Origin of the sequence: Acinetobacter sp. V91_7 (genome assembly GCF_031799075.1) — a bacterium.
GTDB lineage: Bacteria > Pseudomonadota > Gammaproteobacteria > Pseudomonadales > Moraxellaceae > Acinetobacter > Acinetobacter calcoaceticus.
In genome coordinates this window covers 24,086-39,043 of record NZ_JAVQNT010000043.1, presented here as the reverse complement: position 1 = coordinate 39,043, position 14,958 = coordinate 24,086, and the positions used below count along the sequence as shown (strand labels likewise).

Below are 14,958 nucleotides of genomic sequence, written 5' to 3'. Positions count from 1 at the left end.
AGCCGCCCACTATGTAACGACTCATCTAAGCTCAGTTATGCGATGGATAAACGCTCACGAATTTGATCCAAAGTACACTCATATTGAAGTTTACCATTTTCAAAGGCTGTTTTTAGTGCTCCGCCTTGTTCTTGTTCCGCTGTTTGCTCATCAAACAAGGTAAAACCAGTTTCACTTTCTTCGATGCGTAATAGACCTTTAGCAGATTTTTTTACACCTGAGTCTGTTATTGGGTCTTTAAACAACTCACGGCCTATACCATTGACTTGTCCCCAAGTTGCTTTCACAGCAAACCCAAAAGTATCGCGAGTTAAGTAATTATAGGTAAAGCTGCCTATACCAAACACCAAGTTGTTTGAAGCAAAACCTTTAGCTTCAAGCCCTTCTAAAATACGCTGTGCACGGTCTAGGGTAATCGAGTCACCGTAAATTAAGCCAACACGCTCATTCAGTACTTTATAGCCTTGGTCAGTCGTTGTACCGCCAAACACTTCCCATAAACATTCAACCGCGCCTTTGTACGCTGGGCTGCCGACTTCGGCATCTGGGTCACCACAAATAATTTTAACTGGGTTGCCAGAGTCTGGACGGAAAACCAATTTAGCCAAGCCCAAAGCATTGGGTTGTCTTGCTAGAATTTCAGGTTTTAAAGCCACTGTAAACTCTGTAATCACTCGCCAAAAGTCCCAAGTATCAGACACAATACTGACAACACCAGATGGATAAAGCTCACAGATTAAACGCTTAAATGTTTCTAGCTCACTGTCTTCTGTGCCCATACACATCACACTGTGTTCGGTCGCTGGTACCGATACCCCAATCACACCTGTTGCATTGTAATACTCTTCTGCATAGTCAATTGAAGCAACCGAGTCTGTTCCAATAAAACTGGTTAAGTGCCCAACACCAGATTGAGCAGCATCATAAATTCCACTCATGCCACGACTACTAAAATCGTGTCCTTGCACAGGTACAAAATCGAGTGGTGCGCCAGTTTTTACGGCATATTGTGTTAATAAGCGTTTGTACTCATAAGCAATCGTTGCGGTAGTACAACTTTTCCAAAGCTCAGCACTTAATACAGTTTCAATATAGTTGGTTAACCAAAAAAATCGCGGGTCGGTATTAATTACAGTGAGCACAGGTACACGCATATTGACGCGGCTACCTTCTGGCAATGCTTTAATGCGTAATGGTAAATAACCCAAGTCGTGTAATGCTTCAATATGATCAACCGGTACTGCGCCTTCACCTAATGAACTATCCATACGGCGTTTATAAGCAGCTACCACTTTGTCTTTAGGTTGTTTAAAAAATCCTTCATTCCATGTATCTATCAAAAAGTGTTTGATAAAACCCTGAAGACCAAAGAACACAACTTTATCGTCGAAGTCAGGTAACATTTTAGCGAGTCGAGATGAACGCGGCGTAAAGTTTGCGTACACGTACTCTGTGCCTACTGGATACTGGCGTCTGTGATCAGCTTTATAAAAATCGATAGCGTTTAATGGATTAAGTTTAATAGTCATCTTTATTCTCTTTATTTTGCTGCAAAAGCAATTACTGAAATTTTGTCTGATGGTTGTTGCGGAAAGCTGTCCGAGGTAAACAGTTGGTCAAGCAGTCCATCAAAAACCTCTAATCCTTTACTAAAAATACCGTGGGTCACATATAGAACGACCTTATGGCAATTGAGGTGACGGAGTTCTTTGGCAATACCAATAAAGGTTGCACCGCCGTCACAAATGTCATCAGTAATGACCGCTGTTAGCTCAGATAAATCAGTCGCATGTACATGTGTACCTAAAATTTTGCCAGTTACTGGATCACGTTTTTTATCACACTGAACAATAGTGATTGGTTGTTTACGCTCAAGATTAAAAGCGTCTGCAACCATTTGTGTGCGTGCTTTTGCGCCTTTGTCTGGGCAAATCAGTACTGTTTTTTCATCTTTTAACAATGTGCTCAGCGCTTCACTCTTAGCAATGATGTCGACTGAACTCACATTTACAACTTCGCTAAAAGAAGTATTGGCAGCAAGTAATGCTGTTGTTACTTCACTATGACAATCCCAAACAGTCACCTTGCCTTGTTTGCCGGCTTTTTTGTCTGCATTGATGTTGAGTAATTTAGTCATCACATCGAGTGAGAACGCTTGCCCCACTGCACAAATACGGTCCTGACGTGCATATGGAAAATACGGAACTTCTAGATCAACGGTTAAACCCTGATTCAGCAATATATTTTCAAGTAGTAAATAGTCCATCACATCGTGGCTTATGGTCATTTGTGCACGAACCAATACCGTGCCAGATAGTAAACCTAAGGTTGCCTCATCAATTTGAACATGACGCTCTCCACCAGAAAACTGCGTGAATTTCACTGGAATTTCATTTCTTGCCGCATCTAAAAGCTGGATAGCCATATCATCCTCTTTTTGTCTGATGACCTTCGATGAATATATAGTGGCATAAAGCCACTATATATTTCAAGTCTAATTTTCAAACTTTTTTCAAGACAATTTAAGACATAAAATTTGCAGTTTTAGAGCGATCATATATTCAGTTTTTAATGAAATCTATTATTTAAGTTATTGAAATAAACATTTAATTTACAAAAAACATGACTAGTAGAACCATGATTAAAAGTAGCGGATACAACTTTGCCCGCCATAAATCCGGTAGTTTTGAAATAAATTTTTCTGAAAAATATAGTCCGATCCATGTTCCCACAACCAAGAATAATGCGGCTTCAAACCAGATCAGACCAATGAATCCGTTGGGGGCCCATTCAGATTGCCAAAGTGACAATAAACAATAGGTCAGCGTTGCTGTTAAAGACAAAGGTAAGGTGAGAATATTTGCTATAGCCGCAGCCTCTGCCATAGAACGCCCCCGTCGCCGTAATAAAGGAACCGTCATTACGCTTCCTCCAACACCTAAAAGTGCTGCAACCCAGCCAATAATTCCACCTTTAATGAGTTCACTGTTTTGAGCATAGTTTTGCTTTTGCGCTGATGCCACCATAAATCCTGGTCGGTAATAACAATCAAGAATCGTTACAAACACATAACCCATAAATATCCAACGAAGCCAGTTTCCATTAAACAATGAGGCCATTACCGCACCAACAACTCCACCTAGTGCAATACCACTCCATAAAAAATGGATCTTTTGCCAATCTATATGTCCAGACCGATAGTGCCGAAAGGTTGCAAAACTTGCTGAACACAACATGACAAATGCCGAGGTGGCAACTGCAATTTGCATGGCATGTATGCCGACATTACTTTCGTTGCTCCACTTTTGAAGAATGACGCTATAAAGCAAAGGCACAGCAACAAAACCACCGCCAAAGCCAAATAACCAAGTGGTTACGCCCGAAAGTAATCCAAATAAAAATAGCTCATATAGCATCGTTATCTTCCTCACGTTTATAGAGGCATGATATAAAATAGCCATGTGGCAAACTAACGTAGAAAAGTCATATTTTTATTTATTTCAGCCAAAAATATATGCGTAATATTCCAATTAACGAGGTAGACCATCTACCACAAGCAGTTCTAGCATTAGGATCAGACTATCCAGCTGATACCTTATTAGATACGCATAGCCATCGCCGTGCTCAGTTCTTATATGCACCCGAAGGCCTCATGAAAGTTGAAACTGAAGATGGCCAATGGCTCGTATTACCGTACAGTGGTGTATGGATACCCGCAGGCAAACCACATCGGGTATGGTTATCTAAAGTCAGCACATATAGTTTGTATATAGAAGTGAGTAATGCCCCAAGACAGGCAAACTACTGCGAAGTCGTACAAGTATCACCGTTACTTCATCAACTGCTCATTCAGGCTAATCAGCTACCTGTTAACTACCAGCATTCAGGCCGTGACGGTGCGCTTATCGATTTATTGTTATATGAAGTAGAAGCTGCACCAGCCCTGCCTCTGTTTATTCCATTGCCTCACAACACATTACTATCTAAACAGTGTACTGAGTTTATGGAACACCCTGATATTCATAGCAGCCCTAAAGATTGGGCACATCATCACAATAAAAGTGAACGAACTTTTCATCGCTGGTTTAAGTCAGAAACGGGCATGTCATTTCAGGCTTGGCGTAATCGAGTCTGTGTAATTTATGCGTTAAATGCCTTGAAAAATAATATCTCAATTACGGAAATTGCTTTTAGTTTGGGCTATGAACACTCGGCAGCTTTTACAGCAATGTTCAGTAAAATTATGGGTTATCCACCTACCCATTTTCTAAAAAGATTTCATACTCAGAATGAAACGCTATAAAGATTTACTCATGTGAATGGTGTCATACGTCTCGATCCATTCTCGCTTAATAACCTCAAAGCCTTGTAGAGTCCAAAACTCTTCAGCAGCAGGTAAAAATGGATGAGTATGCAAATACAATGTAGTAATTCCATTCTTTTTTGCATGACTAAATAACATGTTGCATAGCTGAGTTGCGATGCCATTACGGCGGTATTCAGGCAATACAAATAACTTAACGACTTCAGCCGTATTGGACGGCAAATTTAGATCAAAACGATGGTCATACGCCCGATATGCAATGGTGCCAATAATACGGTTTTTATCTTTTACGGTAATGAAGCAACCTAATGGATCATTGACATAATATTGCCCAAAATTTTTTAAATCTTTAGGAACTTGCCCATGATAGATTTCTGGGAATAAAAGCTGTCTAGTATAAAGTGCAAACTCTACCGCAGATGCATAGTCTGATTTGTCGGCTAGCTGATAGTGAAGTGTCATATTTATAGCCAAGAATGATCAGGGATAACAATGGTTTTGTCTTGAATCATGGCCTCATGGAACTCGACATCGTAAACACTTTTTAAAAACTTCGGATCGGTTATTCGAGTTTTTGACTCAGGCTTAACTACCTCATGTTCGCGCATGAAAAATAGATGATCTGCAAATAAAAAAGCCAAGTTTGGATCATGCATAATCGCAATCACCGTAAAATTTTGCCGCGACAACTGACGCAATTTTTTCATTAAATAAGACTGATAATAAACATCAAGATGATTAGTCGGCTCATCAAGCAAAATGACTTTCGGCGCTTGCACTAAAATACGTGCAATCATAACCAATTGCCTTTCACCTCCCGATAGCTCTGTATAAGGACGGTCACGTAAATGCTCAATGTCTAAATCAAGCAAAGCTTGGTCAACACGTTCCCAGTCTGATTTTGAAGGACGATATCGGCTAAAAGCCGAGCGGCCAGTAATCACGACATCTTTAACCAAAAATGGAAATACGGTTTTGTGAAATTGCGGTAAAAACCCAAGTAATGCAGCCCGATCTTTACCTTTAAAGTCCGATAATGGCTTTCCTGAATAACGGATTAATCCATCTTTTACGGGTTCTAAGCCAGCCATCAACTTAAAAAGTGTCGATTTCCCACAGCCATTGCGCCCTAAAATGACGGAAAACTGATTTTCGGGAAATTCCAGATGAATATTTTTGAGGACCTGTTTGTGCCCATAGGCATAATTTAACTGATCAATTTGAATCATGCCCAATGAGTCCTCTGTGTTTTCATTAATAATAAGAAAAATGGCGCACCAAGTAACATGGTAAAAATACCAATCGGTATTTCAAAAGTAAGTAAAACCCGAGAAAAGTTATCAATCATCAGTAGAAAACTACCACCCAACACCATATTGGCAGGAATACTGTAGCGGTGATCTGGCCCAACCAACATTCTCACAATATGCGGCATAAAAAGCCCATATAGACTAATAATACCTGCCGCAGCGACAGAAGTTGATGTACAAACGGTCACCAGAGCAATTAAAAGAAGCTGTTCCCACCGAGGGTTAACACCCACAGCCTGCGCCTCTTCAGCACCAAGTGCCATTAAATTTAAACGCCAACGCATCGCAAATAATCCGGCAAGTCCAATGCAAATCGGTAGCACAGCATATTGAACCTTTTGCCAAGAAGCCTGATGTAAGTTGCCCATAGTCCATTGCACAATCGCTTGCAGCTTAAATGGATCACTTAAGTATTGAATAACTGTAAGTCCTGCCAAAAATAGCCCAGAAACAATCATGCCTGATAAAATAACCATCACTAAAGACGTCTGGCTTTCATGCTTTTGATGAGCAAATAAATACGTTAAGGCAACGGCGCAAACACCAAAAATAAAGGCGGATAGATTAGGTGAAAGCCAACTTAAAGAAAGTGCCAAGGCTGCACCAAACGCCGCGCCAGATGAAATACCGAGTACATACGAGTCAACTAAAGGATTACGAAACAAGGCCTGCAAGCCATTACCGGCTGTTGCTAATGCAGCCCCCACCATAAAGGTCAGTAAAATTCTAGGAAGTCTGACATTCACAAGAATGTTTTGCATCAGTCTAAATTGTTCAGCATCAAAATATGGTGTACCAAAGACTGCTTGCACACCCCACCGCAAATAGTCCCATGCACTCAATGTTTGAGTTGGCCCTATGAGCAACGAGATCAAAATCATTACGACGGGTAACGGGTAAAACCAATAATATTTCAGATTTTGCATATTCATTGCACCAACGCTTTGGCAAGGTGCTCACCATACAACTTAGTTAAAATACGCTGTTGTAAAGCACTTACAGGTAGATCGGACTGTTCAGGATAAATACTGTGATTCAAATAAATCGCCGTAATAATGATTTTGATGGTGTGTGGGTTATATATAAATGCGGGACTCAAATTAAAAACCTTTCGGTTTTGTACAGCGCTTAAGCCTTGTAATTCTTTTCGTTCATAAATCAGTTTTGGGTTGGTATTCCAAAGCACGATATTGTCTGGGTTCCATTCAATTAAAGTCTCGGGGTTCACATTAGGTTGATTTGCATCGGTCTGAACAATATTGAAAGCACCCGCCAGCTCAATAAAGTCATTAGTAATAGACGTACGTCCCGAGGTAGAAAAAATTCGTCCACCTGACCATGCATAATAAATCGATTGCTTATTTGGCTGACGTGCTGTTTTGGCTGCGACTTCCGACACAATTTCATCCGAAAAATTTAAAATTTCTTGAGCACGTTTTTGAGCACCACTCAGTACAGCAATTTCAGAAAGTTCTTCTTTCACTTGTTGGTAGGTACTGGACTCCATCACATATACAGCAATGCCAAACTGCCGCAACAGTTCAATCGTTTGGGTTTGCCCACTCCCTAAAATTACCAGATCTGGTTTTAACAAAACGAGACTTTCAATATTGGTTGCATTTGCGCCTTGTGAAGGTGTCGCAAGCTGTTTATTGGCGATACGCTTATCTATTTTTGAATAGGCATGAAACAATAAAGGTTGAATGTACACTTCAGCTGGTATACCAATCACTTTATGGCCTTGCCCTAACATGTAGAGGCCATCTAAACCCGACTCAAACAAAGACACAATTCTTTGTGCTGGTTTATCTACACAGACTTTTGTATTTGTACTATCGAACACACATATAGAATGGGCTGCTAACTTTTCTTGTGTTTTTGCTTTTTGTTCAGATGAAGAACATCCACATAGAATAAGTAAAGTGAGTATTGAAACCAAAAATTTCATTACAGCACCCAATGCACAAATACAGGGCAAAATAAAAAGACGTGTCTATTTGGTGCATTTTTCATGTGAAAAAAACACCATAAGAGAGCAAGACGGTTTGAATCATAAGCTGTAAAGTTATCAAATAAAGTTTGGTAGACAAGATCTTAAATACTAAGCAAAAAAAGCGCCAAATTTACCAAGTAATAAAAACTATCTAATTATTAGTCTAAACACTCTGCCTAAGCGCCATTCAAATAATTTAATAGCGGTTACAGCTCGATCAACATTAAGAGAAATAAGTCGTTATAATCCGCCCAACACCTGATAGACATTATCTTCTGATGCTGACCCATTCATCCTTCTGGCGTAGTCTTTACCGTTTAATTCATATTTATGCTGGTATTTTCATTGCACCATTTATATTGGTCGCTGCATTCACCGGCTTACTCTATGCAATTACACCTCAACTTGAACAAGCGATTTATAAAGATGTTCTATACGTTGAGCCATTGAACCAAGCGCAATATAAGCTGAGTCAGCAAATTGAAGCCGCAAAGCAAGTAATGCCCAAGTCTGCACAGGTAATTGAAGTTAGACCAGCCCCAAGTTCTGACCAGACAACTCGTGTTATTTTCTCAGACCCGATACATCATTTTACCAGTGAAGCCGTTTTTGTTGATCCCTTTACGCTTAAAGCCAAAGGCCACCTTGCTGTCTATGGGACCAGTGGAGTTCTACCGTTTCGAACTACACTCGACCAATTACATAGCAATTTATTACTAGGGAAATGGGGCCGCTTTTATAGTGAACTGGCAGCAAGTTGGTTAGCCATTTTGACTTTGACTGGACTGTATAATTGGTGGAAACGTCGTCAAAATCTTAAAATCAGGCAAACACAAAAAAATAAATTATTAAGATGGCATAGCACGCTTGGTTTATTTTTATTTCCACTCTTATTAATAATCGCCATTACGGGTCTTACATGGTCCCAGTGGGCTGGAGATAATATTCGGGTTGCTCGTCAGTGGCTCAACTGGCAAACCCCAACATTAGCAACTTCTCTTCAGACAGATAATTTACCTACAGTGATGCACCATGAACATCACGACATGCTACACAGTGAAAATCTTAATTTAAATATTGTGTCAGGTGAGTTTGATACCGCTCTTTCAATAGCCAGAGCACATGGCATTGAGGCGACACAAATACAAATCAAACCACCCACCAGTGGAAATCAAGCTTGGACTGTAGCCGAAATTCAGCGTAAATGGCCAACTCAAGCAGATAGCATCGCAATTGATATGGAACAACACAAAGTCATCGATCAACTTGCTTTTAAAGACTATTCACTGGTGGCAAAACTAACTCGTTGGGGAGTTGATGCTCATATTGGTATTTTATTTGGCTGGATAAATCAGTTGGTTCTCGCACTTTATGCGCTTGCACTTTGTATCATGATTATTTATGCATATAAGGCTGCATTTAAAAACTCAAATTTAAAACTCATGACAACCCACTTTGTTGGTCAAAGCTTATTTATTTGGAAGCGTGCAACTAGCCAACAAAAAGTATTGTTAATGCTAGCTGGCATTGTGTTAGGGCTAAGCTTACCTGTTTTTGGTCTTAGTATTTTGCTTACGATACTCATCCTTGTAATACGTAAATATATCCCTTCTAAATCATAAATCTTTATTTGATTAAGGCGTTAGACTTAAATTTTGCCTAACTCCTTTTTTAATCAAAAGTTCCAAGTCAAAGAAAGAATTACGCAATCTGCGCCAAAAAATAATCTAGCAACCTTTCCCTGTCATCCACACTATTTGAATCTAAAAGTTGAACCATCGCCCCATCAATCACAAATAAAAACATGTGGGCATCTTGTTGTGAAGCATTTACATGAGTTATTAAAAGTAAAGTGTAGATTTCTTTAAGTAAAAGTAGTTATAGAATATAGTTTTAGCTACTTTTGCAGATTCAATAATTTGATCAATACCAGCACTGTGAAAAACCATATTTATCAATTCAATTATTTAGATTACGCATGCGTTTTATATCTCTGAGCGGTGGTTCCCCAAACATTCGAGCATACTCTCTATTAAACTGAGTAACACTTTCATAACCAACACGTATAGCAGCATTACCCGCATCTATACCTTCATAGAGCATCCAATGCCGCGCATCTTGCAAACGCAAATTTTTTAAATATTGCAAAGGGCTTAACCCTGTAATGGTTCGGAAATGTTGCCGAAAAGTAGATGAACTCATGTGTGCTTTTTCTGCTAATTCATTAACTGAAATATTATTTGTATAGTTTAATTTAATCCAAGCAATGACTTTGGAAATTTGTTGGCTAGGTGATCCTTCAGCAGCAAGACTCTGGAGCATTGGTCCATGCTCTCCGTCCAGTAACCTGATAATAATTTCCCGTTGAATTAATGGTGCAATAAACGGAATTTTTGTTGGTTCATTTAATAATCTAACTAACCGTGTTAAAGCATCAAGTAATCCCTCATCTAATTCTATAATCGACATCGCTCTTGAAGGAGTGTATTTCCAAATCATTGATGGATTCATTTCTGTAGCAATTTGCACGATTAAATTTGCATCCAGATCTAAACGTAATCCTAAATATGGCTCTGTCATTGTGGCCTGAGTTACGTAAGATACAACTGGTAAGTCAATTGTATTAATGAGTGCTTGCCCAGAGCCATACTCGAAAGCCTTTTCTCCAAGTGTTACGCACTTTCCGCCTTGGATTACTACTCCTAAACCTAGGCCAAAGATACAAGGCATTGGATCAGTCGGTGTACTACGACGATAAATAGATAATACTGGAAGTTCTGTAGTGTAATCTCCATCGTTTTGAGCAATATCTTGAATTGAAGATAAGAGATGACTATATACAATGGACTTATTCATTTTTACTCCATGACCAAAAAATCAGGATTTCAATATACGATTTAAGATTAACAGATTAAAAATGAATTATTTATGTTTTTGCCACCTCTCATCATATTAGGCAAGAATTAAAGCAGATTTGGCAACCTAAATTAACGTTCTTCCGTGCAAACTAATACCTTAATTTATGCAGATAAAATTAGGCTAAGTCTGATGAAAAAAGTATTGATTATTAATACACATCAATTCTATGAAGGGATGTCTACTGGCACCTTAAATAATTCAGTAGTTGAAATCATGAAAGAAACGATGACCAATCTGGGTTGTGAAGTTCAGCTTACTCATATTGAAAAAGGCTATGATATCAACGAAGAAGTAAATAAACACTTATGGGCTGATTTGATTATTACTCAGTCTCCCGTGTATTGGTTTGGTTCTCCATGGATCTATAAGAAATATGTTGATGAAGTCTTTACTGAAGGTTTAAAACAGGGAACCTTCTTAGCCGACGACGGACGTACTCGAAATGATCCATCTAAGCAATATGGTACAGGTGGAAAGCTTTTTGGTAAAAAGTACATGTTATCGCTAACTTGGAATGCTCCACGAGAAGCATTTAATAATTTTGAGCAAAAGTTATTTGACGGTAGATCGGTTGATGATGTCTTTATCCACAATACATCAAATTATAAATTTTGTGGTGTTGAAGTATTACCGACATTTTCTTTCTTTGATGTATTTAAAGAACCTCAAATTAGCAAAGATATCGAGAATCTAAAACAGAAACTCATCCAAATTTTTGATTGATTTTCCTCTGAGACTAATAACATGAAAACTAGCAAATCTAATGTCTTTAACAAAAGACGGGTAACAGATAAATTAAAGTTGAACAATTTAGTTAGAAAAGGATTTTTAATTTCAGCTCTAGCTTTTGGCACCGTTATTTTTACGGCTCAAGCCACTTTTGCAGTAGAAGTAAAAACCAAGATAAGCTCAGAAATGAATCAAAAAAATATCCGTCACGTAACTTTCAAAAATGGCCAAATCATAATGGCTGGTGATTTGTATTTACCGGATAACTTTAATGAGAAAAAACAATATCCAACAATTATTGTGGCTCACCCCGGAGGCGGTGTAAAAGAGCAAACAGCTAGTTTATATGCACAAAAGCTGTCAAAAAAAGGGTTTATCACCCTAGCATTTGATGCCTCGCATCAAGGTGAAAGTGGTGGTGAACCCAGATTTTTAGAAAACCCAGCTGAACGTGTAGAAGATTTTCGAAGTAGTGTAGATTATCTCACCACATTAAATTTCGTTGATAAAGATCGTATTGCTGTACTTGGAATATGTGCAGGTGGTGGATATGGCATTAATGCAGCAATGACAGAACATCGCATTAAAGCTATAGGTACTGTAAGTGCTTTTGATATTGGTCTAGGGTTCCGTAAAGGTTGGTATGGTGATGGGACTTTATCAGATCAATTAAAACTACTTGATGAAGTTGCTAAGCAACGTACTCTTGAAGCAAATGGTGCTAAGCCTTTATATATCAATTACGTTCCAGAAAAAATAGATGCAAATACACCTCGTGATTTAAGGCAAGCTTATGAATATTATAGAACCCCACGTGGACAACATAAAAATTCTGGAAATCAGTTATTATTTTCAAGTGTAGATAAAATTATTGCATTTGATGCCACAGATAATATTCAAGAATTACTTACACAGCCTCTACTGTTGATAGCAGGTAGTGATGCCGAATCATTATGGCACAGTAAACATTTCTACGATTTAGCCAAATCTAAAAAAGAGCTATTTCTAGTTGACCATGCAACCCATATGACAATGTATGATCAACCTGATCATGTTAATAAAGCAGTTGAGAAACTTGCTTCTTTTTACAATGCAAATCTTTAATTTTTACCTTAATACGTTGAACTATGTAAAAGCGCTTTTACATAGTTTTATATATTTACCATCTTCTTATCAATAAGTGAGCTGGCTTAAAACCAATACTTCACTTTACCCAACCCCCACTAAAAAATAATCTAGCAACCTTTCCCTGTCATCCACGCTATTTGAATCTAAAAGCTGAACCATCGCCCCATCAATCACAAATAAAAACATGTGTGCATCTTGTTTTGAAGCATTCGTGTTGGTTGTTAAAAGCAGCTTATAAATTTCATTGATTAACCAGTTTCGATAGTTAACTACAACCTGATAAGCCTTTGGATGCGTTTTTGCAATTTCAAAAATGGCCTTAAATGGCAAATGATAAAGCCCTTCTAAATCTGCATGTAAAAAGTAAATTTTGCGAAGTTTTTCAATTACGGTTAAATCTTTCTGAACGTAGATGATTGAAAGCACCTCTTCTTTTAATCCATCTTTTTGAAAGGTTAAGCTCATTTCAATGAGGCGTTCTTTTGAGTGAAAGTAGTTATAGAACGTGGCTTTCGGCATCTTTGCTGCTTCAATAATTCGGTCTACTCCGACCTTATGAAAGCCATAATTATTAAAAAGGTTCCGAGAGGTATGTAGCGCGCTTAAAGCACGAGATGGGAGATCTGAATGTGGCATAGTTTTACCGTTATAAAATAAATTCTTGTTGTATATAAATGAGATATAGCATCGCTACTTTTCTAATAACTGAAAAAAAAGGCATAGCAAAGCCATAAAGACTGTGCTTGGCACATCTCAAGTTTTATTGTTGATTAAGTTTTGATTGATAATAATTTAAAGCCTGAAAAACCTAACGGCCATCAAACCGTTTTAAAAGTTTAAGTTGTGTCGATATAGCTTTTGGCAAAGACTGCCAAGAAATGATGAATGTGCATAGCCAACTCCTTTTTTATTGGGAGTTCTGCCAAAACATTATAAATTATGGTGGCAGAACGAAAGGGGGTTCGCAGACTGGCCGAAAAAACCCAGCACACCCGAAGGTGTCCCCCTCCCGTTCCACCGTAGAGGGGGCACGAGGGTTCGTCACTAAAAGAATTAACTTTTAATGCTTTTTCGGAACGGTCTGCGACAACCGACTGGCAATGTGGCCAGCCTGCAAATGGTAATCTTCAATATTTAAGGTGTCAATGTGATATTGGCTAGAAAATATTTAAATAATTATTGTTTTTCATTAAATTACATAATTAAGGAAATTCTTAAATATCAGCTTAATAATATTGTCTTGTTTAGAGAGTTTTTTGAACTGTGCACCCTAAAGCGAAATGCACAGCCCAGATCAAACCAAATTAATGATCAGATAAAGTTTTCATATCAATCACAAAACGATATTTCACATCACTCTTTAACATACGCTCAAAAGCTTCATTGATATTTTGCATATCAATCATCTCGACCTCAGAAACGATGTTATGTTCTCCACAGAAATCGAGTAGCTCTTGTGTTTCTTTAATCCCGCCAATCACCGAGCCAGCAATTGATTTTCTACCCAAAATCATAGGTACTGAATTTGCGCTAATTTCACCCAAATATCCAACCAGCACAATTGTTCCATTTAAAGCTAGCGTTGGAATATAAGGCTTCAAGTCATGGTTATAAGGAACAGTATCAATAATTAAATCAAACTGATTTGTGACTGACTGCATTTGGGTTTCATCGGTTGATAGCACAACATAATGCGCACCGAGTTGTTTTGCATCTTGTTCTTTGTTGGCTGAGCGAGTGAATAATGTCACTTCCGCACCTAGAGCATTTGCAAGTTTAATTGCCATATGTCCTAAGCCACCTAAACCAACGACTGCTACTTTACTGCCCTTCCCAATATTCCAATGGCGAAGTGGTGACCATGTGGTAATCCCGGCACAAAGTAACGGCGGTACAGCTTGAGCATCCAAATTTTCAGGTACTTTTAATACAAAATCTTCACTACAAGTAATGGTTTGAGAATATCCGCCGTAGGTCGGTCGTTGGTCATGACGATCTACAGCGCCATAAGTCTGAGTGTTACCTTCTTCACAATATTGCTCTAGCCCTGAATGGCAAGCAGAACAAGTACGGCATGAATCGACCATACAGCCAATACCCACTAAATCACCGACCTTATATTTTGTGACTTTGGCACCGATTGAGGTGACACGACCTACAATTTCATGACCCGGTACTAACGGATAAGCACTGAATCCCCAATCGTTTTTAGCTTGATGTAAATCGGAATGGCAAACACCACAATATTCGATTTGAATGACAACATCATCTTCACGTGGAGTTCTACGTTCAAACTTAAACGGAACTAAAGGAGTTTCTGATGACAGCGCGGCATAACCTAAAACTTCAATTGTCATATTTTTTCTCTCATGTTTAATGTTTAAATAAAGACGATTTGTTCGTTGAACATTCATTGATGGCTATAGATTTTGAAAAGCCGTGAATACGTTGTGGAAACGGTGAATCAACAGGCTTTAATCAATCGACTTTTTTGCCATGTTCATCAGTATAAAAATGAAAGCTATAAGGTGTTGTTCTATTCCTCTCACAGATTT

At 38.5% G+C, this 14,958-nt stretch carries 14 protein-coding genes and 1 pseudogene; 4 read left to right on the top strand and 11 right to left on the bottom strand.

The window, feature by feature from the left end:
- Nucleotides 1-35: 35 nt before the first annotated feature.
- The 3 genes from RMB03_RS15120 to RMB03_RS15110 all read right to left on the bottom strand — a co-directional run bounded on the left by RMB03_RS15120 (nt 36) and on the right by RMB03_RS15110 (nt 3,416).
- Nucleotides 36-1,529, bottom strand: a complete 1,494-nt coding sequence (locus RMB03_RS15120) for a nicotinate phosphoribosyltransferase (RefSeq protein WP_311076781.1) — start codon at nt 1,527-1,529, stop codon at nt 36-38.
- An 11-nt stretch (nt 1,530-1,540) separates the two neighbouring features.
- Entirely contained in the window at nt 1,541-2,425 is an 885-nt protein-coding gene (locus RMB03_RS15115; RefSeq protein WP_311076780.1) for a phosphoribosyltransferase family protein, read from the bottom strand.
- A 181-nt stretch (nt 2,426-2,606) separates the two neighbouring features.
- Entirely contained in the window at nt 2,607-3,416 is an 810-nt protein-coding gene (locus tag RMB03_RS15110; RefSeq protein WP_311076779.1) for a sulfite exporter TauE/SafE family protein, read from the bottom strand.
- Nucleotides 3,417-3,514: 98 nt separating this feature from the next.
- Here RMB03_RS15110 and RMB03_RS15105 point away from each other — a divergent pair, with 98 nt between their 5' ends.
- Entirely contained in the window at nt 3,515-4,303 is a 789-nt protein-coding gene (locus tag RMB03_RS15105) for a helix-turn-helix transcriptional regulator (protein ID WP_311076778.1), read from the top strand.
- On the opposite strand, the gene RMB03_RS15100 is transcribed toward RMB03_RS15105, so the two are convergent.
- Genes RMB03_RS15100 through RMB03_RS15085 form a run of 4 tightly spaced genes read right to left on the bottom strand, consistent with a single transcriptional unit; the run spans nt 4,298 to nt 7,582 of the window.
- Entirely contained in the window at nt 4,298-4,792 is a 495-nt protein-coding gene (locus RMB03_RS15100) for a GNAT family N-acetyltransferase (RefSeq protein ID WP_311077159.1), read from the bottom strand. The genes RMB03_RS15105 and RMB03_RS15100 overlap by 6 nt on opposite strands.
- Nucleotides 4,789-5,553 carry an ABC transporter ATP-binding protein gene (locus RMB03_RS15095; protein WP_132069735.1) on the bottom strand — a complete coding sequence of 255 codons (765 nt, stop codon included), beginning with the start codon at nt 5,551-5,553 and terminating at the stop codon, nt 4,789-4,791. The genes RMB03_RS15100 and RMB03_RS15095 overlap by 4 nt, the downstream gene beginning before the upstream one ends.
- Entirely contained in the window at nt 5,550-6,560 is a 1,011-nt protein-coding gene (locus tag RMB03_RS15090) for an iron ABC transporter permease (protein ID WP_311076777.1), read from the bottom strand. Before RMB03_RS15090 ends, RMB03_RS15095 begins: the two co-directional genes overlap by 4 nt.
- A gap of 2 nt (nt 6,561-6,562) precedes the next feature.
- The gene (locus RMB03_RS15085) at nt 6,563-7,582 is read right to left on the bottom strand and encodes an ABC transporter substrate-binding protein (RefSeq protein ID WP_311076776.1); all 1,020 of its coding nucleotides are present in this window, start codon (nt 7,580-7,582) and stop codon (nt 6,563-6,565) included.
- A gap of 323 nt (nt 7,583-7,905) precedes the next feature.
- Between RMB03_RS15085 and RMB03_RS15080 the strand changes: the two genes are divergently transcribed.
- Nucleotides 7,906-9,249 carry a PepSY-associated TM helix domain-containing protein gene (locus tag RMB03_RS15080; protein WP_311076775.1) on the top strand — a complete coding sequence of 448 codons (1,344 nt, stop codon included), beginning with the start codon at nt 7,906-7,908 and terminating at the stop codon, nt 9,247-9,249.
- Nucleotides 9,250-9,328: 79 nt separating this feature from the next.
- Here RMB03_RS15080 and RMB03_RS15075 read toward each other — a convergent pair.
- Nucleotides 9,329-9,499: pseudogene (locus RMB03_RS15075) on the bottom strand (TetR family transcriptional regulator); the annotation flags it as partial.
- Between the two features lie 87 nt (nt 9,500-9,586).
- The gene (locus tag RMB03_RS15070; protein WP_311076774.1) at nt 9,587-10,483 is read right to left on the bottom strand and encodes an AraC family transcriptional regulator; all 897 of its coding nucleotides are present in this window, start codon (nt 10,481-10,483) and stop codon (nt 9,587-9,589) included.
- 192 nt (nt 10,484-10,675) lie between these two features.
- Here RMB03_RS15070 and RMB03_RS15065 point away from each other — a divergent pair, with 192 nt between their 5' ends.
- Both RMB03_RS15065 and RMB03_RS15060 read left to right on the top strand, forming a co-directional pair.
- Nucleotides 10,676-11,269, top strand: a complete 594-nt coding sequence (locus tag RMB03_RS15065; protein WP_017390805.1) for an NAD(P)H-dependent oxidoreductase — start codon at nt 10,676-10,678, stop codon at nt 11,267-11,269.
- Nucleotides 11,270-11,290: 21 nt separating this feature from the next.
- The gene (locus tag RMB03_RS15060; RefSeq protein WP_311076773.1) at nt 11,291-12,379 is read left to right on the top strand and encodes an alpha/beta hydrolase; all 1,089 of its coding nucleotides are present in this window, start codon (nt 11,291-11,293) and stop codon (nt 12,377-12,379) included.
- Between the two features lie 105 nt (nt 12,380-12,484).
- Here RMB03_RS15060 and RMB03_RS15055 read toward each other — a convergent pair whose 3' ends face one another.
- Both RMB03_RS15055 and RMB03_RS15050 read right to left on the bottom strand, forming a co-directional pair.
- Complete coding sequence (locus RMB03_RS15055) at nt 12,485-13,039, bottom strand: TetR/AcrR family transcriptional regulator (RefSeq protein WP_311076772.1); 555 nt, start codon at nt 13,037-13,039, stop codon at nt 12,485-12,487.
- 668 nt (nt 13,040-13,707) lie between these two features.
- Entirely contained in the window at nt 13,708-14,760 is a 1,053-nt protein-coding gene (locus tag RMB03_RS15050) for an NAD(P)-dependent alcohol dehydrogenase (RefSeq protein ID WP_311076771.1), read from the bottom strand.
- Nucleotides 14,761-14,958: the final 198 nt, after the last annotated feature.